Consider the following 26169-nt stretch of genomic DNA (forward strand, 5'->3'; position numbering starts at 1 on the left):
GTCGGACAGTCAGCGTTACGTCAACGCGTCGCCCGGGTGTGTGCCCGCCCAGACGGGGGGCTTGCGCTGTGCCCAGGGGGCGGCTCTCTCCAGTTGGCCGGCGAGGCGGAACAGGATGTCCTCGCGCCCGTACCCGGCGGCGAACTGGATGCCGATGGGCATGCCGGTGACCGGATCGGACGCCAGCGGCACCGACATGGCGGGGGTGCCGGCGACGTTGAAGGCCGCGGTGAACGGAGACCTGTGGAGCAGGTGCTCCAGCCAGCGCCGGCCGTCCGCCCCCTCCGCGCCATGGTGGTAGGTGCCTATGGCCATGGGGAGTTCGGGAAGGGTGGGTGTCAGCAGTACGTCGTGACGGTCGTAGTACGCACCGATCGCCCGGGCGACCCTGTTGCGCATATCGAGGGCCTGTACGAACTCCGCACTGCTCACCCGGCGTCCCCAGGCGTAGCTCGTCAGCGTCTCGGGCTCGACGGTCGTCTCGTTCACAGGGCGGCCGAACGCCTCGGCGAAGCCGTCGATCAATGTCACCAGGTTCGCCGTCCACAGCCGGGCGTTGGCGAGGACGAATTCCTCCCAGCTCACCCCGAGGTCCACGCTGGTGGGTTCGACCCGATGGCCCAGCGAATCCAGCAAGCGGGCGGCGGCCAAAGTGGCTTCGTGCACGGCCGGCTCCACGGCGCGTCCGTTCCAGGGGGCGGTGAGCAGTCCGATGCGCAGTCGCCCGGGGGCGCGGGTGCTCTCCTCGGCGTACGGGCGCCGGGGAGGTGCCGCGAAGTAGGGGTCACCGCTTTCGGGGCCCTGGACCAGATCGAGGAGCGTCGCGCTGTCGCGCACGGTCCGGCTGAGGGCGCCGTGCACGGCCAAGCCGTTGAAGACCTCGTCGGCGTCCGGACCCATGGAGACGCGGCCCCGGGTGGGTTTGAGCCCGAACAGCCCCGTACTGGCCGCGGGGACGCGGATCGAGCCGGCCGCGTCGGTGGCGTGTGCGATGGGGGTGATGCCGGCGGCGACGGCTGCGGCCGAGCCGCCGCTGGAGCCCCCCGGTGTCCTGGTGACGTCCCAGGGGTTGCGGGTCGGCCCGTGGAGGACCGGCTCCGTGGTGGTGCTGTAGGCGAATTCGGGGGACGCCGTCCGTCCCAGCGTCACCAGGCCGGCCCGCCTTAACCGTCGCATGAGGAAGGAGTCCGCCGTTGCCACATTGCCGGCGGCCAGGCGGCTGCCCAGTTCCACGCGTTTGCCCTTCATGGCCACGGCCAGATCCTTGATGAGGAACGGGACGCCGGCGAGCGGTGTGCTGCCCGCGCTCGGGGTGTCCTCGGCCGGCCAGCTCTCCACGACGGCGTTGATGCGGGGATTGACGGCGGCCATCGCCTCCTGGGCCGCGCAGGCGAGTTCCGCGGCGGTGACGTCGCCTCGCGCGACGAGCTCGGCCAGCCCCACGGCGTCGTACCGGGTGTATTCGTGCAGCTTCAGCATGCTCAGCCTCGCAGTCCGGTCGGTCCCGTGTGATACCGATCGGTATCGTTCGGGGTCGGTCGGTAACGTAGCATGGGCGGCGAGAGGCCGGCGACGGCGATTCGAAGTGAGGCGGAGATGGCGAGCAGCCCCCCAAGGCCCGGCCGGGACACGAGAGTGGCCCGCCTGCCCCCGCGTGAGCGCATCCTCGACGCCGCCGAGGAGCTCTTCCTGCGCGAGGGCATCGGGGCCGTCGGGGTCCAGGCCATCGCTGATCAGGCGAAGACCACGAAGATGGCCCTGTACCGGCACTTCGCCACCAAGGACGCCCTGATCGAGGAGTGGCTGAGAATCGTCGCGGCGGGCTACTCGGCCGCCTTCGACCGGGTGGAGGCCGAACACCCCGGCGACGGCCGGGCCCAGGTCCTCGCCCTGGCGCGATTCGTCGCCGAGGGGCTGCCGGACGTCGCGCGGCGGGGCTGTCCCTTCGTCAACTCCATCACCCTGCTCGACCGGGGACACCCGGCCCGCCGGCTGATCGAGGACCACAAGGCCACCCAGCAGCGCCGGCTCACGGGCATGTGCGAGAGGGCCGGTGTGCGGGATCCCGACGAGGCCGCCGCGGAGATCACCTTCATCTTGGAGGGTGCGCAGGTCAGCGCCCAGAACGGGAGCGTCGACCGTGTGGGGGAGCGGCTCCTCGCCGCGGCCGAGGCCGTCCTGGAGCGAGGCGGGGCGCGCGGCGGACGCTGACCCGTAAGCCGGGTGCGGCGTTATGCGTCAGAGGGTGCGGATGAAGGACGCCCACGCTTGGGGCGGGAAGGTGAGGGCGGGGCCGTCGGGGTTCTTGCTGTCGCGGACCCAGATCGTGTCCGCGATCGTGTCGGCGACTTCGACGCAGTTGCCGCCGGTTCCATCGGAGTAAGACGACGTACGCCAGTCTGCTCGTATTAAGCCAGGTGTGGTGCTCATTGTGTCGTCCAGTCCTTCGCCGCCGATTCGATCAGGGCAAGCGACGCTGCCGTGGGCAGCGCCTCAGTCCTGGCCAGATCGTATGACGATTGGCAGTGCGCCACCAGGGCTGGATCCTCGATGAGCCGACCTGTGCCCGCGCCCTCCGTATAGACAACAGGCGGCGCGTCGTTGAAGTGCATCAGTGACACCATGGAGTTCAGGAAGTGGTGTGCTCCGGCAGTAAAGGGCATCACCTGGAGCACGATGTTGGGCAGCGCGCGAACCACCTCGGCGAGGTGGTTGAGCTGTTCGGCCATGACTGCCGGACTGCCCACCGCTACACGAAGTGTCGCCTCGTGCATGATCGCCCAGTATGCGGGTGCGGATGGACCCTCAAGCAACTGCGCCCGCTCCCTTCGAGCGCTGACGAGCCGCTCCCTCGCTTCCTGCGAGACGAACCGCAGAGCAGACCGAGTCACAGCTTGCGCGTATGCCTCGGTTTGCAGCAAGCCCAGCACATACATCGAGGAGAACTCGCTGATCGTCCTAGCTCGTTGTTCCAGTTCCGCTGCGTCCGCGAAGTAGTTCGCGACTTTCGACCTGTGCGCCAACCGGCACAGCCGCTGCAAATGCTCGCCGCTGCCCAGCACGTCGTCGAGGAGCTGTGACAGCTCCAACTGTGGTCGTCGGACGGCCGTTTCGAACTGGCCGATGTACGAGGCCGAGCAGAAGACCCGCTGCCCCAGCTGCTCCTGCGTGAGCCCCGCCCCCTCGCGGAGGCGCTTCAGCTCTGAGCCGTAGAACGCGCGCGGATCCGCGTACGGGTCCGTGTCCTTGGACTGTGTCACCTACTCAGCGTAGCCCGAGCCGTGCACTCAGTGAGGCTGGTTCGCGAGCAACTCCACCTCCGCCAGAGTCGCCCCCGCCGTCCCCTCCGGCACCAGCCGGTACCGCGCGTACGAGCCCGGCTCGTGGATCGTGAAGGCCCTGGTCTGTCTGTCCCAGGCGAAGGACTCTCCGGCCCGTCGGTCGACGTCGTGCCAGGTCACCCCGTCGGGGGAGCCCTGGAGCACCCATCCGGAGGGGGCCTTGGCCCGCTCGGAGGAGGTGAGGGTGTACTGCACGGCGCGGGCGTCCCGGTCCAGGCGGAATTCGGCCGAGGCGAACGTCGCGGACGTGCCCGACGTGTCGTCGACCAGCCGGGCACCGGCATCGGAGCCGTCGCCGCCCGTCGTGACGACCTCCGTGCGGGGGCCCGTGGCGTCGGCCGGCGACGACGGGGTCTCGCCGTCGGGCGTGAGGGACGTGGGGCCGGCGTTCTCCCCGGTGCCCCAGGCCGACGGGCGCGGCCCCATCGCGAACTCCAGCGTGCCGCCCTCGGCCAGCAGGGAGTGCGGCAGCGCCGTGGAGGTCCAGGAGCGGCCGTTCAGCCGCACCGACTGGACGTAGACGTTGCGGGCGCTGTTGTGGGGGGCCTTGACGACGAGGGTCCGGCCGTTGTCCATCCGTACGGTCGCCTTCGTGAACAGCGGCGAGCCGATCGCGTACTCGCCCTGGCCCATGACCAGGGGGTAGAAGCCCAGCGCGCTGAAGACGTACCAGGCCGACATCTCGCCGTTGTCCTCGTCGCCCGGATAGCCCTGGCCGATCTCGCTGCCGAGGTAGAGCCGGGACATGACCTCGCGGACCTTGGCCTGGGTCTGCCACGGCTGCCCGGCCGCGTCGTAGAGGTAGGCGATGTGGTGGGAGACCTGGTTGCTGTGGCCGTACATGCCCATGCGGACGTCGCGGGCCTCGGTCATCTCGTGGATGACGCCGCCGTAGGACCCGGCGAACTCGGGCGCCCCCGACTCGGGCGTGGTGAAGAACGTGTCCAGCTTCTTGGCCAGGCCCGTGCGGCCCCCGTACAGCGTGGCGAGGCCGCGGGTGTCCTGGGGGACGGTGAAGGCGAAGTTCCAGCCGTTGGTCTCGGTGTAGTCGTGGCCCCATACGCGCGGGTCGTAGGCGTCGGGGGACAGGCGCCAGGCGCCTCTCGGGTCCTTGCCCTGGAAGAAGTCGATCCGCGGGTCGAAGAGCCGGACGTAGTTGCGGGCCCGCCCGAGGAAGTAGTCGGCTTCCTCGCGGTAGCGGGGCTTGTGCGTCCGGTCGTAGAGGGAGCCGGCCATCTTCGCGAGGCCGAAGTCGTTGAGGTAGCCCTCCAGGGCCCACGACATGCCCTCGCGGGTCTTGGTGCTCGTGTAGCCGAGGAAGACGGAGGTGTCCATGCCCTTGCGGCCGACGCCCGGGTCGGTGGGGGCCACGGTGGCGTTCTTCAGCGCGGCCTCGTACGCCGCCTCGGCGTCGAAGGCGACGCCCTTGACGTACGCGTCGGCGAAGGCCACGTCCGAGCTGGTGCCCGTCATCAGGTCGGCGTAGCCGGGAGAGGACCAGCGGGAGATCCAGCCGCCGTCCTTGTACTGCTGGACGAAGCCGTCGACGAGCCGACCGGCCTGGCGGGGTGTCAGGAGCGAGTAGGCCGGCCAGGTGGTGCGGTAGGTGTCCCAGAAGCCGTTGTTGACGTACACCTCGCCGTCGACGATCTTCGCCCCGGTCCGGGTGGGGGTGTCCTGGCCGGCGGGAGCGGAGAAGGGGCTGGCGTAGCGGGGGACGGGGCGGGTGCCGGTGCCGGTGTTCTCGAAGCCGGAGTTGGGATACAGGTAGAGGCGGTAGAGGCTGGAGTACAGCGTGGTGAGCTGGTCACGGGTGGCGCCCTCCACCTCGACGCGCCCGAGGAGGGCGTCCCACGCGGCGCGGGCCCGGTCGTGGACGGCGGCGAAGGAGGTGCCGTCGGGGATCTCCTGGGCGAGGCTGGCCCGGGCTTGGTCGACGCCGATCAGGGAGGTGGCGATGCGCAGGGTGACCGTCCGGTCCTCGCCGGGGTCGAAGCGCAGGTAGCCGGTCACGTCGTCGGTGCCCTCCCGGCCGTCGCCCTTGAGCGGGCCGCTCGCGGTGACAGGGGCGTCGAAGACGCCGTAGACGAAGAGCCGCCCGGCGCCGGTGGACAGCCCGCTCCGGACGTCCGACCAGCCGCTGAAGGCCGAGTGGGCGGGGTCGAGCGTCAGGCCGCCCTGCCGTTTGACGTTGTCCATGATCACGGAGGCGTCGTCGCCGGGGAAGGTGAAGCGCATCATGGCGGCGTGGTCGGTGGGCGCGATCTCGGCCTTGAGGCCGTTGTCGAAGGTCACGCCGTAGTAGTGGGGGCGCGCGGTCTCGGCGGAGTGGTGGAAGGGCAGCGCGCGGGCCGTGCGGGAGGCGTCGGGAGTGCCGGCCGCGGTCGAGGGCATGACCTGGAAGGTCTGCCGGTCGCCCATCCAGGGGCTTGGCTCGTGGCTGGCGCCGAAGGCCTGGACGGTGGGGAGGTTGTCGGCGTTGTTGGTGGCCGCGTACTGGTACAGCCAGTTGGTCGAACCGGCGTTGGTGACCGGGGTCCAGAAGTTGAAGCCGTGCGGGACGGCGGTGGCGGGGAAGGTGTTGCCCCGGGAGAAGGCGGAGCTGGAGTGGGTGCCGCGCGTGGTGAGGGCCCAGTCTGCGGGGTGGGCGGGGGCCTTCTCCCGGGGGGCCGGGGCGAGCGAGACGTCGTCCACCCAGCCGCGGAACTTCGCCGGGCCCACGGGGGAGTCGTAGGCCACGAGGATCCGCTCCACGGTCTTGCCGGCCGCGACGGACCCGATGAGCGACTCCTTGTTGTTCCACTGGTTGACGTAGAGCGTCTTGGAGGCCGCCTGCCCCTGCGGGGTCAGCCGGGCGCCGTGCTGGTCGACGGCGTTCAGCTCGCTCAGGTAGGTGCCGTCGGTGAAGGCGAGGTCGACGGCGACGTGTGTGGCGGGATAGCGGGGGTCCTGCTCGGGCATCGCGGGGAAGACCTTGTAGGACAGCTGGGTCCGGGAGGTGATCCGGGTGCGGACGTCGAAGACCTTGTTGTACGAGTAGCCGCGGCCGGTCCCCGGGTGGCTGCCGCCGTAGCGCAGCGCGTGGGTGCCGGTGAAGCCCGCCCGGGCCTTGGCCGTGGGCGAGCCGGTCGGGCCGCGGTCGACGTAGCTGCGCATGTCGGCGGGGGGCGGGCCCTCGGTGCCGCCGGTGGCGAACTGCACCTCGGCCAGCTGGATGACGGGCTCGCCGCCGTTGCCGGTTATCTCCAGCCGGAACCACCGGTGGGCGGCCGTGCCGGCGAAGGAGAACTCCCGCGTCTGGAGTCGTCTTTCGAACGTCTCGCCGTGCCGGGCGTCCAGCACGGTCCAGTCCTTGCCGTCGTCGGAACCCTTGAGGGTCCAGTCCCGGGGGTCGCGGCCGGGGGCGTCGTTGGCCGAGGTCAGGGCGTACCGCACGGCCTTGACCGGCTCGGAGAGCTGGAACTCCAGCCAGGCGGACCGCTCGAAGTCGAGCCACTTGGTCGCGCTCTCGCCGTCGACGAGGTTCTCCTTGACCTCGCCCGCCTCGGCGTGCTCGCCGCTGGCCCGGACGGCGGTGACCTTGTCGGTGACGTTGCCGGGGATGCCGCTCGGGTCCTCGCCGTCGACGCCGGCGGTCCTGCGGCGGCCGGTGGCGTCGGTCTCGACGGTGTTGAGCCAATCGGGCTGCGGCTCGCCGGCCTCGAAGGAGGACCGGAAGGTGGTGCCCGCCCGCTGGCCGGCCGGGGGCGCCGACACGGCCGCTCCCTGGGTGATCTGAGCCGCCGTCATCATCAGGGTGGCCACGAGGAGCGCCGTGGGGCGGACGAGCGTACGCCATCGGTGGTGCCCGAGCCTGAGTCGCATCCCTAGCCTCTCCACGAAGCCGACAACGTTGTCACCCGAAACGCAGCATGATAAGTAGGGCGTGAGACACCAGTGGTGTCAAGGGTCTCGGCGCTGGTGTCGCCGGGCGGCCGCCGGGGGCGGCGCGAGGTCTCAACTAGGGAAAGAGTCCCGGCCAAAGCTGCCTTCGATCTTGCCCAGTTGGCGAAGAGTGGACTATACCTGTCGGCAATCCGGGGCGGCCGTGTCCGCCGAGCCGACCCGGGGGGAGCGGCCGGGTGAGCACGCCGTGACCCGTCTCCCCGGTGTACACCCAGCACACGTGAATATCCGCGCACACCCTGCACACCCAAGCTTCAACTGACCCGCGGTGTCGGGCCCTTCGTCGCCGGAGAGAGAACCGGGGAGACCGTCACACCGCCTGAGTCCTGGAGAGGGCGAGGACTTGAGCATGGGATCCACCTCGGAATTCAGCCGGCGCGACCTCATCAAGCGGGCCGCCGCGCTCGGCCTGATCGCGGTGCCGACGATGAGCGCGCTCAGCGCCTGTGCGGCCGGCGGCGATGACGACGACGACAAGAAGACGGACTCCGGCGGCAAGGGACAGAAGGACGCCGAGATGAAGCCGCTGAACGTCGACGGCTCGGCGCCGCTGGACGTCGTCATCTTCGACGGCGGTTTCGGCCAGCAGTACGCCAAGGACGCCGAGGCCGAATACAAGAAGGCGTACCCGAAGGCCGAGATCAAGCACTCCGGCACCCAGGACATCGGCCCCCAGGTCCAGCCGCGTTTCAACGGCGGCACGCCCCCCGACCTCATCGACAACTCCGGTGCCAAGCAGATGGACCTGGGCACTCTCGTCGGCCTCAAACAGCTCACCGACCTCAACGCCCTGCTCGACGCGCCGTCCCTCGACGACCCCAAGAAGAAGGTGCGCGACACCCTGCGCCCGGGCGTCGTGGAAATGGGCCAGTTCGACGGCGAGCAGGTCTGGGTCCTCTACTACGCCTACACCGTCTACGGCATCTGGTACTCGAAGACCAACCTCCAGAAACTCGACGAGCAGTACCCGCAGACCTGGGACGACATGCTCAAGGTCTGCGAGAAGGCGAAGAAGAAGGGCGTCGCCGGCTGGACGTACGCGGGACAGCATCCGTACTACCTGCCCTTCAGCCTCTACCCCTTCATCGCCAAAATCGGCGGAGCCGACGTCCTCAAGCGCATCGACAACCTGGAGCCCGACTCCTGGAAGGACCCGGCCGTCAAGGCCGCCTTCGAGGCCTACTACGAGCTCTACAAGAAGGGCTACGTCCTCCAGGGCACCCCGGGCCTGGACCACATCCAGTCGCAGACGGCCTGGAACCAGGGCAAGGCGCTGTTCATCCCCAACGGCTCCTGGGTCGAGAACGAGTCGAAGAAGATGACCCCCGCCGACTTCCAGATGGCCGTCGGCGCCCCGCCGAGCCTCGACAAGAGCGACAAGATGCCGTTCGGCACCCTCTGGGCTTCGGGCGGTGAGCCGTTCATCGTGCCGAAGAGCGCCAAGAACCCCCAGGGCGGCATGGAACTCCTCCGCGTCATGCTCGGCAAGAAGTCCACCCAGAACTTCATCAAGGCCGTCTCCTCCCTCACCTCCCTCAACGGCGGCACCGAGGGCCTGTCCCTGCCGCCGGGCCTGGCCTCCTCCCAGGAAGCCCTCACCAAGGCCGGCGGGAACGTGGTCAACCCCCGGCTGCAGGACTGGTACGTCACCCTGCAGAAGGAGAAGATCGGCAAGGGCGCGCTCGGCGAGATGATGGCCGGCCGCCTCACCCCCGACGAGACGATCAAGAAGATCCAGAAGTACGTCGACGACACCCGCAAGGACGACTCCGTCAAGAAGTACAAGCACAAGTGATCCCGTTCGCACGGGCAATCCGGGAAGACGGAAAGATCGGGGTCGTACGTCATGCAGCACGGAAAGTACCGCTTCATCGCCGGATTCCTCGTCGTGCCCCTGGCGATCTACGGCGTCTTCGTCATCTCGCCCTTCGTCCAGGCGATCTACTACTCGTTCACCGACTGGACGGGGCTCAGTTCGAAGTTCAAGGTGACCGGCCTCAAGAACTACCAGCGGCTGTGGGACGACGAACTGTTCTGGAAGGCGGTGGGGCACAACGTCCTGCTGCTCCTGGTGCTGCCGCTGGTGACGCTCGGACTCGCCCTGTTCTTCGCGTTCATGCTCAACGTCGGGGGCCGGCGGCGGAAGAACGCCGCCGTGGGCGGCGTCCGCGGCGCGGGCCTGTACAAGGTCGTCTACTTCTTCCCCCAGGTCCTGTCCATCGCCATCGTCGCCCTGCTGTTCAAATTCGCCTACAACCCCAACAGCGGCGCCATCAACTCCTTCCTGAGCGCCATCGGCCTGGACTCCGTCCGGCCCGACTGGCTCGGCGACCCCGACCTCGCCCTGTGGTGCGTCACGGCCGTGATGGTGTGGAGCAACGTCGGCTTCTACGTCGTACTGTTCTCGGCCGGCATGAGCTCCATCCCGAAGGACTTCTACGAGGCCGCACTGCTCGACGGGGCGGGCCGCGCCCAGACGTTCTTCCGCATCACGCTGCCGCTGCTGTGGGACACGGTCCAGACCGGCTGGGTCTACATGGGCATCATGGCCCTCGACGGCTTCGCCGTCGTCCAGATCATGACCGACGGGCCCGGCCCGGACTACTCCACCGAGCTGCTGACCTACTACCTCTACACCAAGGCCTTCTCCGACGGGCAGGCCGGCTACGCCACGGCCCTCGGCGTCGCCCTGCTCATCGTCACCCTGATCTTCGCGGGCGTCGTGATGAAGCTCGGCCGGCGCGAACGGCTGGAGTACTGATGCGGGGTGGACTGATGATGCGAGCTGGGGTGCCGGTGCCAGCTGGGGTGCTGGCGCCGCCCGGACTGCCGATGCCCGTACGCACTCGACCCACCGACCTGGGGGTAGCACCGTGACCGCGCAAGCCGAGCCCCCGCACCTCCCGGGCGGCGGGACGCAGACCACCGCGCCGGCCGTCCCCCGGCAGCGCGGCGGCGGCCCGGCCCCGGGCCCCGGCCAGGAACGGCCCGCCACCGAGGGCAAGGTGCTCAACGTCTTCTCCCACGGCATCCTCGTGATCTGGGCGCTGATGGTCAGCCTGCCGCTGCTCTGGGCGGTGATGAGCGCCTTCAAGACGGACAACGAGATCTTCACCTCGCCCTGGGCGCTGCCCAAGGGCCTGCACTTCGACGCCTGGGGCCGCGCCTGGTCCGATGCGCACATGAGCCAGTACTTCGTGAACTCGCTCGTCGTCGTGGCCGGTTCGCTCGCCGGCACGATGTTGCTCGGCTCGATGGCGGCCTATGTGCTCGCCCGCTTCGAATTCCCCGGCAACCGGTTCTTCTATTTCCTCTTCGTGGGCGGGATGAGCTTTCCCGTCATCCTGGCCCTGGTGCCGCTGTTCTTCGTGATGAAGAACATGCACCTGCTCAACACGTATCCCGGGCTGATCCTCGTCTACATCGCCTATTCGCTGCCGTTCACGGTCTTCTTCCTCACCGGCTTCTTCCGGACGCTCCCCAGCTCCGTCGCCGAGGCGGCACTGATCGACGGAGCCTCGCACACCCGCACGTTCTTCCAGGTGATGCTGCCCATGGCCAAGCCGGGCCTGATCAGCGTCGGCATCTTCAACTTCCTCGGCCAGTGGAACCAGTACCTGCTGCCCGCGGTGCTCAACATCGGCGACGAGGACAAGAAACTGCTGCCCCAGGGCCTGGTCGCCCTCGCGGTCAGCCAGCGCTACAAGGGCGACTGGTCGGGGCTCTTCGCGGGCCTGGTCATCGCGATGCTGCCGGTCCTGGCGGCGTACGTGATCTTCCAGCGGCAGGTGCAGCAGGGCCTGACGGCGGGGGCGCTGAAGTAGGGCCTTTCCCGGCGTCGCCGATCTGGCGCGTCTGGAGTTCAAAGGCCGTCGCCATCCAGACCTGGTAGACCGGGCTGGTTCCCGTCCTGCTCCAGACCCCCGACCATATGCGCGCGCTGTTCCGCGCCGGGCGCTTCGCCTACAGCGGCGCGGAGGTGGAACACGGCGTGGAGGCCTGTCTGGGCCGGCTCTGTTGCTCCTGGCTAGATGCGCACCCGGAAGCCCGGGCCGGCGCCGGTGGCGATGCGGCCGTAGTCGACCCAGCCGCCGCGGCCGCCGCCCTGGTTCACGAGGGCGTCGACGGCGCCGTCGTCATGAACGATCAGGTGGTCGGCTTTGCCGTCGCCGTCGATGTCGGAGAAGCGGATGCCGCCGTCGGGAGTCGGGGTACCGGAGACGATGATGCCCTGGTCGGTCCAGCTGTCCTTGGCGGTGTCGCTGTTGTGGGTCCAGGCGTGGACTGAGCCGTTGTCGTCGAGGACGAGGTAGTCGGCCTTGCGGTCGGCGTTGATGTCGGCGAAACGGACCTTGTTCGCAGGGACGCCTGTACCGGTGGCGATGATGCCCTGGTCGGTCCAGCCGCCGTGCCCGTCGCCGCCGTTGTTGGTCCAGGCGTGGACTGAGCCGTTGTCGTCGAGGACGAGGTAGTCGGCCTTGCCGTCGGCGTTGATGTCGGCGAAACGGACCCTGCTCGCCAGCGCTCCGGTGCCGGTGGCGATGACGCCGCGATCGGTCCAGCTGTCCTTGGCGGTGTCGCTGTTGTTGGTCCAGGCGTGGACTGAGCCGTTGTCGTCGAGGACGAGGTAGTCGGCCTTGCCGTCGGCGTTGATGTCGGCGAAACGGACCTTGGTGCCCGGCGCTCACGTGCCGGTGGCGATGATGCCCTGGTCGATCCAGCCGCCGTGGCCGTCACCGCCGTTGTTGACGTACCCATGCACAGAGCCGTTGTCCTCGACGACCAGGTAGTCGGCCTTGCCGTCACCGTTGATGTCCACCTGGTAGTCGCCGAGGGGCGCATGGCCGGGTGGGGGGGGCTTGACGTCCACGTGCTCGCGCAGCCAGCCGTCACCGGCCGCGCGGGTCAGTCCCTCGTAGAAGGCAGTCGCCATCTTCGTGTAGCCGCTGTCATTGGGGTGAAGGCGGTCGTTGAGGTCACGCGTGGTAAGGGCGCTCATGTCGATGTACCCCACCTTGAAGCCCTTGTTCCGCCGCTCGGCGACCAAGCGGGGCACCTCGGCGTTGAACTTCTCGACGCGCTTCTGCATCTCTGCCGACTGCGACGGCACGAGGGAGGCGACGAGCAGCGTCATGTCAGGAGCGGCACGGGTGATCTGGTCGATCAGACGGCCGAGCCGGAGGGGAGCGCCGTCGACGTCGTTGTTGAGATCCATGTCGTTGGTGCCGATGTGGAGGAGCACCACGTTCGGGTCTGCCGCTGGTAGCCAGCGTTCGATGTTCTCGGAGAGGTCGGCGATCTGCCAGCCCGAGTGTCCTTCGTGATCTGCGCCGTTGGTTCGTACCGAGCCCACGAACTGCAGAGAGTCGGTGTGTGAGGCCAGTTTGTCCCGCAGAGCGAAACGGTAGCCGTTACGGGTGGAGCTGCCGGCCCCCCAGGTGATCGAGTCCCCCAGGGGCATGACGGCCAGGCGCGGCACCTTCCAGTTCTGCCGGCCGGCCGGGGCGGTCACCGCCGTGTCCGGTGCCGGGGCAGCGGCGGCGGGGGTGACCGCGGCCGTGGCCGCCAGGCTTGTCGTCAGTGCCGCGGCCAATGCAGCGACCAGGAGCCGAGTCGCAGAGCACGGACGAGGAGGGGCGAGGGGCATCGTTGGGGACTTTCCATGAGGGCTGCCGCCGTACGGGTGGCAGCCGGGACGAAAGCGGAGCCCCGCGCCGGTCCGTCGACGCGGGGCTGTTCACATGCGCCGGTGAGCCGGCGGAGCGAGCAGGGGAAGAGGTCAGATGCGGACTTTGTGTCCGGGGGCGCCGGTGCCGGTGGCGATGACGCCGCGGTCCTGCCAGTCGTCCTTGGTGCCGCTGCTCTTGTTGATCCAGGCGTGGACTGAGCCGTTGTCCTCGACGACGAGGTAGTCGGCCTTGCCGTCGGCGTTGATGTCGGCGAAGCGGACTTTGTGTCCGGGGGCGCCGGTGCCGGTGGGGATGACGCCGCGGTCCTGCCAGTCGTCCTTGGTGCCGCTGCTCTTGTTGATCCAGGCGTGGACTGAGCCGTTGTCCTCGACGACGAGGTAGTCGGCCTTGCCGTCGGCGTTGATGTCGGCGAAGCGGACTTTGTGCCCGGCGGCGCCCGTGCCGGTGGCGATGACGCCCCTGTTGATCCAGCCTCCGTTTGTGTCGCCGCCGTTGTTGACGTACGCATGCACGGATCCGTTGTCTTCGACGACGAGGTAGTCGGCCTTGCCGTCGGCGTTGATGTCGGCGAAGCGGATCTTGCTTGCAACGGTGCCGGTGCCGGTGGCGATCACACCACGGTCGATCCAGCTGTCCTTGGCGACTCTGGAGTTGTTGATGTACGCACGAATGCCACCCCTGTCGTCGACGACGAGGTAGTCGGTCCTGTGGTCGCCGTCGATGTCGGCGAAGCGGATCTTGCTCGCGGGTGCACCGGTGCCGGTGGCGATCACACCTTGGCTGATCCAGTCGTCCTTGGCGTCGTCGCTGTTGTTGGCCCAGGCGCGGACTGAGCCGTCGTCGTCGAGGACGAGGTAGTCGGCCTTGCCGTCACCGTTGATGTCGATGTTGGAGTCCACAGGGGCGTCACCACGGGGCTCCGGGGCCTTGGGTTCGACCTGCTCACGAATCCATGCGGCGATGTCGTCGACGCGGGTGTCGATGGCACCGGTGCGGGTTTCCTTCTCGTCGGTGCCGATGCATCCGCCTTGCCAGGAGCGGCTGTTGATGCCGACGAGTTCGTATCCGCCGCCGACCTCGCGGAATGCTGGGCCGCCGGTGTCGCCCTGGCAGACGGCCGCTTTTTCGGTCTTGGCGGTGAGACCGATCGTGGTGCTTTTTACCGAGCCCACGGTGAATGTGGCGTAGTGCAGACGGTCGGGGACCCATTCGGTCTTGGTGCGGCCGTACCCGGTGAGCCACAAGTCCTGGCCCTCGATAGGCGCGTTGAGGCTGACGGCCGTGGGAGTGACTCCGGTGATGGGCTTGGCGAGCTTGGCCAGCACCAGGTCGCGGTCATCGCGGGGGACGAGTTCCACGACGTCCGTCACGCTGCCGTTTTCCTTGGACAGGTCGGTGCGTCCGATGGTGGCTGTCGTCTTGAGTGTGGGGGCAAGCGGGCCGGTAGGGGCCTTGGTGCCCTGGGTCGGGTCCTTGACGAAACAGCTGGCGGCGGTCACCAGCCACTGGGGTGCGACGAGCGCGGCCGAGCAGCTGCGCTTGTCGTCTCCGACGCCGATGTCGAGCTTGGCGGTGAACCCGAAGGAGCTGTTGACGGTGTCTCCCGCGAGGGCGTGCGCGGGGGCTGCTGTCAGTGTGCTCGCGGTGACGGCGGTTAAGAGGAAACCGGTGACCCACGTGGCGCGGGGGCGTCTGACGGTCATGTCGCTTTTTCCTTGTGAGGTATGTGGGGCCTGGCCGACGGGAGCGATCCGGGGAAAACGGAGTCGGTTACTTCGTTTGCCGCGTCGATGTGGGCACATGCAGGTACGCAGTGCCAGTAGGGCAGGCAGGCGCGGGCTGCGTACTGAATCCGTGCTCAGCAGAACAGAGATCCGGAGATGCTGCCCATGCAGATAGAGGTGGCTTCAATGCGGCAGCTGATCATCAGCCGGCGACTTTCAGCCTGATGAGATCCGCGCGACCCGTGGGAGGTGTGCCGGCTTCGCCGAATGTGGCCAAACCGTTCTTGACGTTGATGTTGGACTCTGCGCCGTCAACCTTGATGGTGGCCGCGACCTGGAAGTCCTTGACTGCGATGGAAAACGCTTGGGGTATCTGGAGGGTGAGATCACCCGGCCTGCTCTTGACTTCGAAGCAGTAATTTTTTTGGCCGACCCGGGTTCTGATCTCGATGTCGTTGGAGACTGCGCAGTCGGCGAGCACGATGTGACCGTCGCCCCGTTGCAGGGTGATTCCCTTCTCCTTGAGGATCTTCGCAGAGTCGGGGTATTCGAACTTCTCGACGGCGAACGGCATGTCGTCGTCACCGTCCGGAGCGGGCGCCGTGGCCGCCCTGGGTGTGGCCTGCGAAGGGCCGGGCTGAGCCGCCGACGAGGTGGCTAATCCGACAAGTAGGGCAAATGCCGTGATGGTGGCAGCTGTGACGCCATTTCGGGTGCTAGATCTCGCCATGCTTACCTTCTTCGGTTCACAAGCCGGGGGCAGGAGTGACACTCTGTGTAGTCGTCAGTAAACCATAGGTATGATACTGGCTGACATGTCCACAGTTAGTCCTAGATCACGGGAAGTTGGACCACTTCGACGAGAGTGTCGCGCTCGTCACACTCCTCGGCTGACTGTGCCTCTGACGCCGACTGCGTGAAGGTACGCGACGCGGCTACGGGGTGTGGCTCTCTGTGGACTGGACCGATCAGAAAGAGACTGCCCGCATGAGACGTCCTCTGCGCCCGAGAATCGGGGCGCGACTGAAGCCTGAATCCTTACGGGGAGGACGGAAGCACTTATTCAGCTTGCGTGGCACCGTTTCCGGGGCCCTTCCCGTTGCGCTGCTCGCCTGTCTGCTCGGTGGCTCACCCGCTGCTGCGGCAGAAGATCAAAACTGGTCGCCGGAGCGTGGGCTTGTAGTCGAACTGTGGAAGACGGGTGGCGCAGGCGTCAAGGAGGCGGCCGAGCAAGCGCTTCTGGGAACGGACGAGGATGTCAAGAAGTTTTTCGATGTCGTAGACAGCCTCCAGTACGACGACGACTCCGTCGACGCCAGCCGCGTCTTCAGCGTCGGAGGGCCAGCAGTACGTGAGGCTGCAAAGAAAGCCCTGAAGGGGACGCCGGAAGAGCTACGTGCCTTCTTGAGGGATGGCTGGAAAGCGCCTCTCGCAGACGATCAGATCGTAGAGGCTTCCCGAGTCGCTTCCTTCGGTGGGCCGGGGGTTAAGGAGGCCGGTCAGGCGGCGCTGAAGGGCACCCCTGCTGACGTCGCCAGATTCCTGGAAGTCGGCCAGTACGAAGAGCGTGAGACGGACAACCAGGTTCTCGTCGGGCAGATCATCAGTGCGGGTGGCCCGAACGTGCAGGCTGCCGGCAAGCTCGCGTTCAACGGAACCCCGGAAGACATCGTCGAGTTCCTGGAAGTGGGCCAGTTCACGGCTCGCAGTCGCGATCAGGAACATGCCACTATCGCGGAGCTGACTGAGCAGGCGGAGAAGGCGGGCCTGCAGGCGCAACAGGCGACCGAGGCGTCGCAGAAGGCCTCTGCCCGTGCGGTCGCCGCGTCGGAGCAGGCCAAGGCGGCTGCGCAGAAGGCGGCGAGGGAGACCAAGGCCGCCAAGGACGACTCCAAGAAGGCGGCTGTCAAGGCCCAGCAGGCCGCGGAGGCTGCTCGGGGTGCTGCCGCTGCGGCCCAGCAGGCCATCGGTGCGGCCAACGCCGCGCAGCGTTCCGCCCGTGTCGCAGCCCTTGCGGCTGCTCAGACCGCCAGTGCGGCGAACGCCGCGGCGGAGGCCGCCACCCGGGCTTACAACGCGGCCATCGCTGCGGGCGGCGACGCTAGTAAGGCTGCGGAGGCCAGGGACTACGCGAAGCAAGCGCGTGCGGCAGCCGGGCTTGCGAAGAAGTCGGCTGAGGCCGCGGACCAGGCGGGTAAGGCCTCGTGGGCCGCTGGGGAAGCGGTGAAGGCGTCGAAGAGCGCCCGCGACAACGCCATGGACGCGGCCAATGCCGCCGACGAGGCCAATCAGTATGCGGACGCAGCGGGTGTGCACTCGAACGCGGCGGCGGTGGCGGCAGCGGAGACGCGTCAGCACGCACAGGAGGCCAACCGCGCGGCCAACGCGGCGGAAGCGCTGGCCGGCAGGTCGGCCAATGCCGCCTACGAAGCTCGGGATGCGGCCAACTCCGCCGCTTACCACGCGAACAAGGCCGCTGACGCTGCTGAGGAAGCAGCCAAGCACGCGGGCGAGTCCAAGGACGCCGCCACCGAGTCGGCCAAACAAGCCGGAGCCGCGAAGGAAGCCGCCGACGCGGCGAGCAAGGCAGTGGCCACCGCCAAGAAGGTCTTCGCGATAGCCCGCGACACCGAGGCGGAAGAACTCGCCACCCGCATGGCAGCCGCTATTGAACGGGCCAAGTCCGACCAGCGGCAGGCGGAGAAGTTCACTTCGGCTGCCGCCGCTCAGGAGGTGGAGGCCAGGGGGCTGGACGACACGGCAAAGGCTCTGGCCGCCGAGGCGGCCAAGTCAGACGTGGACGTCAAGGCGGTCGCTGCGAAGGGCCGGGCTCTGGCTCTGAAGGCCATGAAGCTCCGGGGTCCCTTCCAACAGGAGGCCGCCGCCAGGGCGCTGTCCGGAACTGATGCCGACGTTGTCGGGTATCTCCGCGGTGGCTGGGAGAAGGCTGGACAGGAGGAGATCCGACAGCAGGTTGTCGACCTCTCCGTCCAGAGCCCTTTTGAAGCGGTCCGCAGCGCGGCCCAGGCGGCGCTCAAGGGCAGTGATCAGCAGATCAAGGACTTCTACACCACTGGTCAGTACGCAGCTGGAGACGTGGACTACGACGTCCGCGTCTCCCAGATCTACTCCGCGGGTGGGCCCGGAGTGAAGGAGGCAGCCAAGGCCGCCTTGGCCAGCCGCGACACCAAGAAGCTGGTGGCCTTCCTCAACGTCGGGCAGCACCAGGCGCGGAACGACGACGAGCAGGTGCTGGCCGCCCAGATCTTCAGCGCCGGCGGCCCGGAAGTGAAGGCCGCCGCCAGGATCGCCATGGCGGGCCCAGCGGACCAGTTGCACGCCTTCATCCAGACAGGCCAGTACACGGCCGACCGCAAGGACCAACTCTCCGCCACACACATCGCCCGGCTCCAGAACCTGATCGACCACGGCTCCCAGATCGCGGCCAAGGCGCAGGAGAACAGCTGGATCGCGGCCAAGGCCGCGGCTGTCGCCAAGGGCGCCTCGACTGACGCGGACAAGGCCGCCGACCAGGCCAAGAAGTCGGCTGACGAAGCCAAGGGGTACGCCGCCGACGCTGACAGGTCCGCTCGTCAGGCCGAGAGCTCTGCTGCAAAGGCGGCGAAATCTGCGACCACGGCGCGCAATGCCGCCGATGCTGCTGATCGTGATGCGGACGCAGCCACCGAATCCGCAGCTCAGGCCGAATTCTCTGCTATCTACGCCCGTCAATCCGCCAGCGATGCAGCTGACTACGCCGACGACGCTCGCAGCTCTGCCGTGGCAGCTGGAAAGAATGCCGAGGAAGCCAACACCTACGCCTCCAAGGCGTGGGAAGAAGTGCTGAAGAAGCGTCAGGCCGAGCAGGCGGAGGCGCAGCGCCTGGCTGAGCAGCAGCGAAAGCAGATCGAGAAGGAGAGGAGGGAGAAGGAAAAGCGGAAGTGCCGTGCGATCCCGGATCACCCCGGCAACGAACTCGGCGGGATGGCCTGCACACGCGGGCCGGGCGCATGGACCATCGACGACACGCCGCCTGACCCAAGGCTGACTAAAGCCGTATGGGTCGTTACGGGACTTCAGGACATCGAGGATTGCGCTAAAAATCCCACCTTGGATAAGTGTGCCGTAGCCGCAATGGTGGCCCTCCCTTTCGGCAGACTCAAGGCGGCGGAAAAGCTCGCGGAAGGAGTCAAAGGTGCAGCCAGAGGCTCACGCGTGGCGCGTGCAGCAGCCACTGGGGGGTTCAAGGTTGCGCTGACGCCTGAGGAGATCGCTGCGATTAACCGCAGCGTTGGCGGGAAGATCCTCTACACCGGCTCGCCTGAGAATATGTACATCAATGCTAGCCGCTACAATAGCTTCTGGGATAAAATAGCGGTTGTTGTTCGGGATATTGCTGGTGCCCACATGTATAACGATGGCAATAAGCGGACTGCTGAGGCCGTCGCCGAGCAGCTGATAGAGCGAAATCGAATTAGGGTCCGCCCAACGCCTGAGGCTCTGGAGAAAATAGTCCTTCGAGTGGGGAAGGGCGAGTTGAGAGAAATTAATGAAATCTCGGCGGCTTTGAAGAGGAATTGATGGGAATGCAAGAAATCGACGTAAGACGGCTCATGGAGAAGCTGGGACGCTCCGGAGTCACTGTCCTACTGAAAATTGATGAGGAGAGAATGGCGAAAGGCGGAGAGCCCTGGACTTTGCTAATGTCAGGGCCAGGCGTGGGTGGCCTAGAGTACATTCGTGCTGAGTCGTCCAGCCTTGGTGACTGTCTCGAGCAAGGTTTTGCGCAGCTGCGCACGTGCCCCGGGGACTGGGACTGGCTAACTGAAATCGCCTAGCCAGGAGCCTCCCCGCAGGTTGATGACCGCTGTCAGGGAATTTGGCGCTGGGGTGGCCTTCGCCGCGAAATCACTAGTGCGAGAAGCACTCGAAAGCGGGGACGCCGCAGAATTCGAGAAATGTGTGGATGCCACAAAGGCTCGGATTTTGCCGTACAGCCTGCCTGATCTGCCGCTGGGTGGCGGTTGCTAACTGCCCCAGCAATGACGCTACGTGAAGCCCCGTCAGGTGTTGCCTGGCGGGGCGTCTGTGTGAGATGGCGGCAGGAGCGGGCGGCGGTGCCTGACAGTCGGGCGACGGGGGCGGGGGCTGCCCCTAGGAAGTGTTTGAGATGTAGTCACAGCGATTGCCGTATCAGGGTGAGTTGGACGGTCGCCTCGTAGCGGATGGCGAGCTTGTCGTATCTGGTGGCCACGCCCCGAGCCTGCTTGAGCAGCCCGATCCGGCACTCGACCTTGTGCCTGCGCTTGTAGACCTCGGGGTCGAAGCCGGGCGGGCGGCCACCTGCCGAACCCCGACGGAGTCGGTGGCCGGCCTGGTCGCGCTTCTCCGGGATCGTGTGCGGGACCTGGCGGCGGCGCAGGTAGGCGCGGATCGCGCGGGAAGAGTACGCCCGGTCGACGATCACGCGAGTGGGCCGGGTGCGCGGGCGCCCGCCGTCCGTTCGGGCGACGCGGATCTTGTCTATGAGGCGGATGAACTGCGGGGCGTCCCCGCGCTGCCCACCGGTGACCGTGACGGCCAGGAGATGTCCGGAGGCGTCCGCCGCCATGTGGATCTTGGAGGTCAGGCCCCCGCGCGAGCGGCCCAGTGCGTGGTCGTCCGGCTCCGCCGCCAGGTAGTCCGCACCCGTCCGGCCCGGATCGTGAGCCCCTTTTTGCGGGCACCGGCGGCATGCTGATGGGCCCGGCAAACCGTCGAGTCGACGGAGACCTCCCACTCGATCATGCCGTCCGCATCAGCCTTGATCTGGAGCTCTGTCAGAACGCGGGCCCAAACGCCGTCGATCTGCCAGCGCCGGAAGACCGAGTAGGCGGTTTCCCACGGCCCGTACCGCCGGGGGACGTCCCGCCATGGCGAGCCGGTCCTTGCCCGCCACCAGATTCCGTCGAAGACCTGCCGCCGGTCCCTCGGCGGCCGCCCCATCTTCGGTACTGGCGGCAGCAGCGGCTCCAGCCGCTCCCACTGGTCGTCTGTCAGATCCCCACGAGCCACACCGAGATCGTTTCACGGGCCTGATCGACGACTCAGACCTGCATCAGGACGCTGTCTCCCCTGTCTCTGCTTCGTCATCCGAGCCATACATTTCGACCAGCAGGCGCTGACGCGCCGCCTTCATGCGCTCGTCGTAGTCCGGCGTGAAAATCTCAGTGAGCGTCCTTTCCAGCGTCCCAGAGATCGCGTAGATCGGAGACCAGACTGCACGGTCTGTCTTCAACAGGTCATCCAGCACGTCGGACCGGTGCATCGCCTGATAGAGCCAGTCCGACAGTACAAGAGCTTGATCGCGCGTGAGCTTGATGGCTATCGGTTCCTCTGCCACGGGGGGAACGGTAACCGGCACACTCGACGACCGCCCGAGTGGGGCGGGTAGGGCCGCGACAGGCCCCATCAGCCTCTACGAGCACATCTCAAACACTTCCTAGGTGACCCCGACAGTTCAGTGTGTCTCGGGCGTGCGGTATCGAGAATGTTGATCACCTGGCGTCCTTGGAGCCGTCGGGTCCACCGCCCCCCCGCCCCCGCGCGCCCGTTCCGTACGATGAGGCCTCGATGTGATACCAGGCCTTGACGGGGGTCTCCGCCGAACGGCTCACTTAGAGTTCACATGTTGTACGGAACGCCGGGCCCCAGAGTTGTGGTCCGGCCCACGGGGCGGTGGTCGTGCCGCGCCGTCTAGGCGGGAGTGGATGGGCGTGGAGACTCCGGGGTCGCAGTCGTCGCTGCACCGGGCCAACCTGGAGCGGGTCGTGCGTGCCGTGCGCATGGCGGGGTCGCTCACCCAGGCGGAGATCGCCCGGTCGACGGGGCTCTCCGCGGCCACCGTCTCAAACATCGTCCGCGAGCTCAAGGACGGCGGGACCGTCGAGGTCACGCCCACCTCCTCCGGCGGGCGGCGGGCGCGCAGCGTCTCGCTGTCCGGTGACGCCGGCATCGTCGTCGGCGTGGACTTCGGCCACACCCACCTGCGCGTGGCCGTCGGGAACCTCGCCCACCGCGTGCTGGCCGAGGAGGCCGAGCCGCTGGACGTCGACGCCTCCGCCGCGCAGGGGCTGGCCCGCGCGGAGTACCTGGTCAAGAGCCTGATCTCGGCCGCCGGCATCAGCCCCGACAAGATCATCGGCGTGGGTCTGGGTGTGCCCGGGCCCATCGACGTGGAGTCCGGCGTGCTCGGCTCCACCGCGATCCTGCCGGGCTGGGCCGGCACCAACCCCCGCGACGACCTCGCGGGCCGGCTCGGCGTGCCCGTCTACGTCGACAACGACGCCAACCTCGGTGCCCTCGGCGAGCTGGTCTGGGGTGCCGGGCGCGGGGCCGCGGACCTCGCCTACATCAAGGTCGCCAGCGGCGTCGGTGCCGGGCTCGTCATCAACGGGCAGATCTACCGGGGCCCGGGCGGCACCGCCGGCGAGATCGGGCACATCACCCTCGACGAGTCCGGTCCCGTCTGCCGTTGCGGCAACCGCGGCTGCCTGGAGACCTTCACTGCCGCCCGGTACGTGCTGCCGCTGCTCCATTCGGCCCACGGCGCCGATCTGACCGTGGCCAAAATGGTGCGGCTCGCCCAGGAGGGCGACCCCGGATGCCGGCGGGTCATTTCGGACGTGGGTCGCCATATCGGTAGTGGCGTGGCCAATCTCTGCAATCTGCTCAATCCCAGTCGTGTCGTCCTCGGCGGCGACCTCGCGGACTCCGGTGAGCTGGTGCTCGCGCCCATCCGGGAATCCGTCTCCCGCTACGCGATCCCCAGCGCCGCACGGCAGTTGGAGGTCGTGCCCGGCGCGCTGGGCGGCCGGGCCGAGGTGCTGGGCGCGCTCGCGCTCGTCCTCAGCGAAATGGGTGACGCCTCCCTGCTGGACGACGCCGCGCCCTTTCGCGCGCCGCTGCCCGGCTGAGACACGGCGATGCCATTCTTGAGTTCACGCAGATAACGAATGGCATCGTTGCCATCTCGTTAAGGATTTACTTCTTGACGGTCTCTTGGCGGCCGAGTTGACTTCCAGCCACCTCGGCCGCAACGTCGCGGCCTCGTCAGGGAGGTATCTGCAAGTGAACGCTCATCTGCGTCGTGCCGCGGTCGCCGTGGCCGCCGTGTCCATGGCCGCCGGTCTCGCCGCCTGTGGCAGCGCCAAGGAAGCCGGCGACGGCGGGGACAAGAAGAAGGACAAGAAGGGTCCCCTCACCATCGGGCTCCTCCTTCCGGAGAACCAGACCGCCCGTTACGAGCGCTTCGACAAGCCGCTGATCGAAAAGAAGATCAAGGAACTCGGCGGCCCCGACGTCAAGGTCCTCTACGAGAACGCCAAGCAGGACGCCGCGGTCCAGCAGCAGCAGGTCGACACCATGATCACCAAAAAGGTCGACGCGCTGATCGTCGACGCGGTGGACGCGAAGTCGATAGCGTCCTCGGTGAAGAAGGCCAATGACAAGGGCATTCCCGTCGTCGCCTACGACCGCCTCGCCGAGGGCCCGGTCAAGGCCTACACCTCCGTGGACAACGAGCGCGTCGGCAAGATCCAGGCCGAGTCCCTGCTGAAGGAACTGGGCGACAACGCCGACAAGGGCCAGATCGTGATGATGAACGGCGCGATCACCGACCCGAACGCCAAGATGTACAAGGACGGCGCCCACTCCGTGCTCGACGGCAAGGTCAAGGTCGGCAAGGAGTACGACACCAAGGAGTGGAAGCCGGAGAACGCCAACGAGAACATGAAGGGCGCCATCTCCTCGCTGGGCAAGGAGAACATCGTCGGCGTCTACTCCGCCAACGACGGCATGGCCGGCGGCATCATCACCGCCCTGCGCAGCGCCGGCTTCGACAAGCTCCCGCCGGTCACCGGCCAGGACGCCGAGCTGTCGGCCGTCCAGCGGATCCTCTCGGACGAGCAGTTCATGAGCGTCTACAAGCCGTACCAGCCCGAGGCCGAGGCCGCCGCCTCCATGGCCGTCGCCCTGGCCCAGGGCAAGGGCCTGGACTCCGTCGCCAAGTCCACCGTCGACAGCGGCTCGCAGAAGAAGATTCCCGCGATCATCGTCACCCCCTTCGCGCTGACCAAGGCCGACATCGGCCAGTACGTCGGCAAGGAGGGCTTCTTCACCCTGGACGAGATCTGCACCGACAAGTACAAGGCGCAGTGCGACCAGGCCGGCCTGAAGTAAGCCGCCGGTCCGAAGCAAGCCCGTGACCCGCCCGGCGGGCGCCAGAAGGCGCCCGCCGGGCGGAAACCCCGCCGGTCAGGCGATATATCCGCCGGTCAGGCGGCGAAGGAGATGATTCACGTGACCGCTGCGCCCGTGCTGGCGTTGCGCGGAATCTCCAAGCGGTTCGGTGCCGTCCAGGCGCTCACCGACGTGGAGCTGGAGATCCACCCCGGCGAGGTGGTCGCCCTGGTCGGCGACAACGGCGCCGGCAAGTCCACCCTGGTCAAGACCATCGCGGGCGCCGGCCCCGCGGACGACGGCGTCATCGAGTGGGAGGGCCGGCCCGTCACCATCGACCGGCCGCACACCGCCCAGGAGCTCGGCATCGCGACCGTCTACCAGGACCTCGCCCTGTGCGACAACCTCGACGTGGTCGGCAACCTCTTCCTCGGCCGGGAGATCACCCGCGCCGGCGTGCTGGACGAGGTCGAGATGGAACGGCGCTCCCGCGAGCTGCTCTCCACCCTCTCGATCCGCATCCCCAGCGTCCGGATCCCCATCGCCTCGCTCTCCGGCGGCCAGCGCCAGACCGTCGCGATCGCCCGTTCGCTGCTCGGCGAGCCCAAGATCGTGATCCTGGACGAGCCCACCGCCGCCCTCGGCGTGGAGCAGACCGCGCAGGTCCTCGACCTCGTCGAGCGGCTGCGCGAGCGCGGCCTCGGGGTGATCCTCATCAGCCACAACATGGCCGACGTGAAGGCCGTCGCCGACCGGGTCGCGGTGCTGCGCCTCGGCCGCAACAACGGCACCTTCGATGTGCGGACGACCTCCCAGGAGGAGATCATCTCCGCCATCACCGGCGCCACGGACAACGCGGTGACCCGTCGCAAGGCACGTACCGCACAGAGCGAGAGCGCGGAGGCCGCGAAGTGACCACCGACCTGTCCAAGGAAGCCCAGGAACCCCAGGACTCCCCGGGATCCGCGGACTCCCAGGAGGCCCCTCCGGCGGCCCCGGCCGCCGTCACCGCCGTCGACCCGCGCCTGCTGGTCCGCGAGGAGGGCTTCGCCGGTTACTGGGGCGAGTTCCGCCGGAAGCTGCGCAGCGGCGAGCTGGGCTCGCTGCCCGTGGTCGTCGGGCTGATCGTCATCGGCCTGGTCTTCCAGCTGAACGACTCGGCCTTCCTCGGCGCGGAGAACCTCTCCAACCTCTTCGTCACCGCCGCCGGCACCGGTCTGATCGCGGTCGGCATCGTGTTCGTGCTGATCCTCGGCGAGATCGACCTGTCGGTCGGTTCGGTGAGCGGCCTGGCCTCCGCGGTCTTCGCCGTCCTCAACATCAACCACGGCATGCCGGAGTGGCTCGCGCTCGTCCTGGCGATCCTCTCGGGGGCCGTCGTCGGCGTCGTGCACGGCTTCTTCTTCGCCCGCATCGGCGTGCCCGCCTTCGTCGTCACCCTGGCCGGCCTGCTCGGCTGGAACGGCCTGATGCTCCAGGTGCTCGGCTCCAACGGCACCATCAACCTCGACGACTCCGGCCTCGTCGCGGGACTGACCAACCACTACTTCAGCGACGTCGCGGCGGCCTACGGCCTGGCCACGCTGGCGGTGGCGGCGTTCTTCCTGACCTCCTGGCGGGACGGCAGACGGCGCGAGGCGATGGGCGTCCCCAGCCGCCCGCTGAGCGAGATCGTCCTGCGCACGGTCGCGCTGGCGGTGCCCGCCTACGTGGTGGCCTGGCTGTTCAACCAGTACAAGGGCCTGCCGCTGGCCGTGGTGATCTTCCTCGGGGTGGTGATCGCGCTCGACTTCGTCCTGCGCCGCACCTCCTACGGGCGCAAGGTCTTCGCCCTGGGCGGCAGCGTGGAGGCGGCCCGCCGGGCCGGCATCAACGTCTCCGCCATCCGGATCTCGGTCTTCGCCCTGTCCGGCACGATGGCGGCCCTCGGCGGCATGTTCCTGGCGTCCCAGATCAACGCCGCGAACCAGTCCTCCGGCGCCGGCAGCCTCCTGATGAACGCCATCGCGGCGGCCGTCATCGGCGGCACCAGCCTCTTCGGCGGCCGCGGCAGCACCTGGTCCGCGCTGCTGGGCGTGCTGGTGATCCAGTCCATCGCCTCCGGCATGGCCCTGCTGGGCATCGCCTCGGCGGTCCAGTACATGATCACCGGTGCGGTCCTGCTGGCCGCCGTGGTGATCGACTCGGTGTCCCGCCGCACCCAGAAGACGGCCGGACGGGCGTAAGGCCCGTACGTACGAACGGGTGGGC

At 67.9% G+C, this 26169-nt stretch carries 19 protein-coding genes and 1 pseudogene; 10 read left to right on the forward strand and 10 right to left on the reverse strand.

The features are described from left to right. Positions 1-15: 15 nt before the first annotated feature. Positions 16-1476: an amidase gene (locus tag CYQ11_RS24460; RefSeq protein WP_104651128.1), complete on the reverse strand. Its 1461-nt coding sequence runs from the start codon at positions 1474-1476 to the stop codon at positions 16-18. 120 nt (positions 1477-1596) lie between these two features. Here CYQ11_RS24460 and CYQ11_RS24465 point away from each other — a divergent pair, with 120 nt between their 5' ends. Then, entirely contained in the window at positions 1597-2211 is a 615-nt protein-coding gene (locus tag CYQ11_RS24465) for a TetR/AcrR family transcriptional regulator (RefSeq protein WP_099202488.1), read from the forward strand. Positions 2212-2238: 27 nt separating this feature from the next. On the opposite strand, the gene CYQ11_RS24470 is transcribed toward CYQ11_RS24465, so the two are convergent. The 3 genes from CYQ11_RS24470 to CYQ11_RS24480 are packed head-to-tail and all read right to left on the reverse strand — an operon-like array spanning position 2239 to position 7205. Next, complete coding sequence (locus CYQ11_RS24470) at positions 2239-2430, reverse strand: DUF397 domain-containing protein (protein WP_099202489.1); 192 nt, start codon at positions 2428-2430, stop codon at positions 2239-2241. Continuing rightward, positions 2427-3260: a helix-turn-helix domain-containing protein gene (locus tag CYQ11_RS24475; protein ID WP_099202490.1), complete on the reverse strand. Its 834-nt coding sequence runs from the start codon at positions 3258-3260 to the stop codon at positions 2427-2429. The genes CYQ11_RS24470 and CYQ11_RS24475 overlap by 4 nt, the downstream gene beginning before the upstream one ends. Before the next feature lie 27 nt (positions 3261-3287). Continuing rightward, the gene (locus CYQ11_RS24480; RefSeq protein WP_104651085.1) at positions 3288-7205 is read right to left on the reverse strand and encodes a GH92 family glycosyl hydrolase; all 3918 of its coding nucleotides are present in this window, start codon (positions 7203-7205) and stop codon (positions 3288-3290) included. Between the two features lie 430 nt (positions 7206-7635). On the opposite strand from CYQ11_RS24480, the gene ngcE reads away from it, so the two are divergent. The 4 genes from ngcE (at position 7636) to CYQ11_RS30470 (ending at position 11574) form a co-directional block, all read left to right on the forward strand. Beyond that, on the forward strand, positions 7636-9081 hold the full coding sequence (gene ngcE, locus CYQ11_RS24485; RefSeq protein WP_099202491.1) for an N-acetylglucosamine/diacetylchitobiose ABC transporter substrate-binding protein: 1446 nt from the start codon (positions 7636-7638) through the stop codon (positions 9079-9081). 51 nt (positions 9082-9132) lie between these two features. Further along, positions 9133-10047 (forward strand): carbohydrate ABC transporter permease, encoded by a 915-nt coding sequence (locus tag CYQ11_RS24490; RefSeq protein WP_099202492.1) that lies wholly within the window; start codon positions 9133-9135, stop codon positions 10045-10047. A gap of 112 nt (positions 10048-10159) precedes the next feature. Next, positions 10160-11110 (forward strand): carbohydrate ABC transporter permease, encoded by a 951-nt coding sequence (locus tag CYQ11_RS24495; protein ID WP_240003688.1) that lies wholly within the window; start codon positions 10160-10162, stop codon positions 11108-11110. 86 nt (positions 11111-11196) lie between these two features. Beyond that, positions 11197-11574, forward strand: a complete 378-nt coding sequence (locus CYQ11_RS30470; RefSeq protein ID WP_341533612.1) for a hypothetical protein — start codon at positions 11197-11199, stop codon at positions 11572-11574. On the opposite strand, the pseudogene CYQ11_RS30920 reads toward CYQ11_RS30470, so the two are convergent. The 4 genes and pseudogenes from CYQ11_RS30920 to CYQ11_RS24515 form a co-directional block, all read right to left on the reverse strand. Continuing rightward, positions 11494-11940 (reverse strand): annotated as a pseudogene (locus CYQ11_RS30920) (FG-GAP repeat domain-containing protein); the annotation flags it as partial. The gene CYQ11_RS30470 and the pseudogene CYQ11_RS30920 overlap by 81 nt on opposite strands. 30 nt (positions 11941-11970) lie before the next feature. Continuing rightward, positions 11971-12879, reverse strand: a complete 909-nt coding sequence (locus tag CYQ11_RS24505) for a GDSL-type esterase/lipase family protein (protein WP_181143770.1) — start codon at positions 12877-12879, stop codon at positions 11971-11973. Between the two features lie 186 nt (positions 12880-13065). Beyond that, positions 13066-14679 carry an FG-GAP-like repeat-containing protein gene (locus tag CYQ11_RS24510; protein ID WP_181143771.1) on the reverse strand — a complete coding sequence of 538 codons (1614 nt, stop codon included), beginning with the start codon at positions 14677-14679 and terminating at the stop codon, positions 13066-13068. Between the two features lie 223 nt (positions 14680-14902). After that, positions 14903-15430, reverse strand: coding sequence for a hypothetical protein (locus tag CYQ11_RS24515; RefSeq protein ID WP_146104736.1), 528 nt, complete (start codon positions 15428-15430; stop codon positions 14903-14905). A gap of 257 nt (positions 15431-15687) precedes the next feature. Between CYQ11_RS24515 and CYQ11_RS24520 the strand changes: the two genes are divergently transcribed. Continuing rightward, positions 15688-19281: a hypothetical protein gene (locus tag CYQ11_RS24520; RefSeq protein WP_146104737.1), complete on the forward strand. Its 3594-nt coding sequence runs from the start codon at positions 15688-15690 to the stop codon at positions 19279-19281. A gap of 595 nt (positions 19282-19876) precedes the next feature. Here the strand turns inward: CYQ11_RS24520 and CYQ11_RS24530 are convergent. Then, a protein-coding gene (locus tag CYQ11_RS24530; RefSeq protein ID WP_275666530.1) for an IS5 family transposase occupies positions 19877-20754 on the reverse strand; the annotation gives its coding sequence in 2 pieces (ribosomal slippage) (positions 19877-20361 and positions 20361-20754; 879 coding nt in all). Positions 20755-20797: 43 nt separating this feature from the next. Further along, entirely contained in the window at positions 20798-21082 is a 285-nt protein-coding gene (locus tag CYQ11_RS24535; RefSeq protein ID WP_099202498.1) for a hypothetical protein, read from the reverse strand. 373 nt (positions 21083-21455) lie between these two features. Between CYQ11_RS24535 and CYQ11_RS24540 the strand changes: the two genes are divergently transcribed. The 4 genes from CYQ11_RS24540 (at position 21456) to CYQ11_RS24555 (ending at position 26144) form a co-directional block, all read left to right on the forward strand. Next, complete coding sequence (locus tag CYQ11_RS24540; protein WP_099202865.1) at positions 21456-22655, forward strand: ROK family transcriptional regulator; 1200 nt, start codon at positions 21456-21458, stop codon at positions 22653-22655. 154 nt (positions 22656-22809) lie between these two features. Continuing rightward, the gene (locus CYQ11_RS24545; RefSeq protein ID WP_099202499.1) at positions 22810-23919 is read left to right on the forward strand and encodes a substrate-binding domain-containing protein; all 1110 of its coding nucleotides are present in this window, start codon (positions 22810-22812) and stop codon (positions 23917-23919) included. A gap of 111 nt (positions 23920-24030) precedes the next feature. Next, positions 24031-24834: an ATP-binding cassette domain-containing protein gene (locus CYQ11_RS24550; protein ID WP_099202500.1), complete on the forward strand. Its 804-nt coding sequence runs from the start codon at positions 24031-24033 to the stop codon at positions 24832-24834. Continuing rightward, entirely contained in the window at positions 24831-26144 is a 1314-nt protein-coding gene (locus tag CYQ11_RS24555; RefSeq protein ID WP_420894542.1) for a sugar ABC transporter permease, read from the forward strand. Before CYQ11_RS24550 ends, CYQ11_RS24555 begins: the two co-directional genes overlap by 4 nt. Positions 26145-26169: the final 25 nt, after the last annotated feature.

It is taken from the genome of Streptomyces cinnamoneus (genome assembly GCF_002939475.1).
Lineage (GTDB): Bacteria > Actinomycetota > Actinomycetes > Streptomycetales > Streptomycetaceae > Streptomyces > Streptomyces cinnamoneus_A.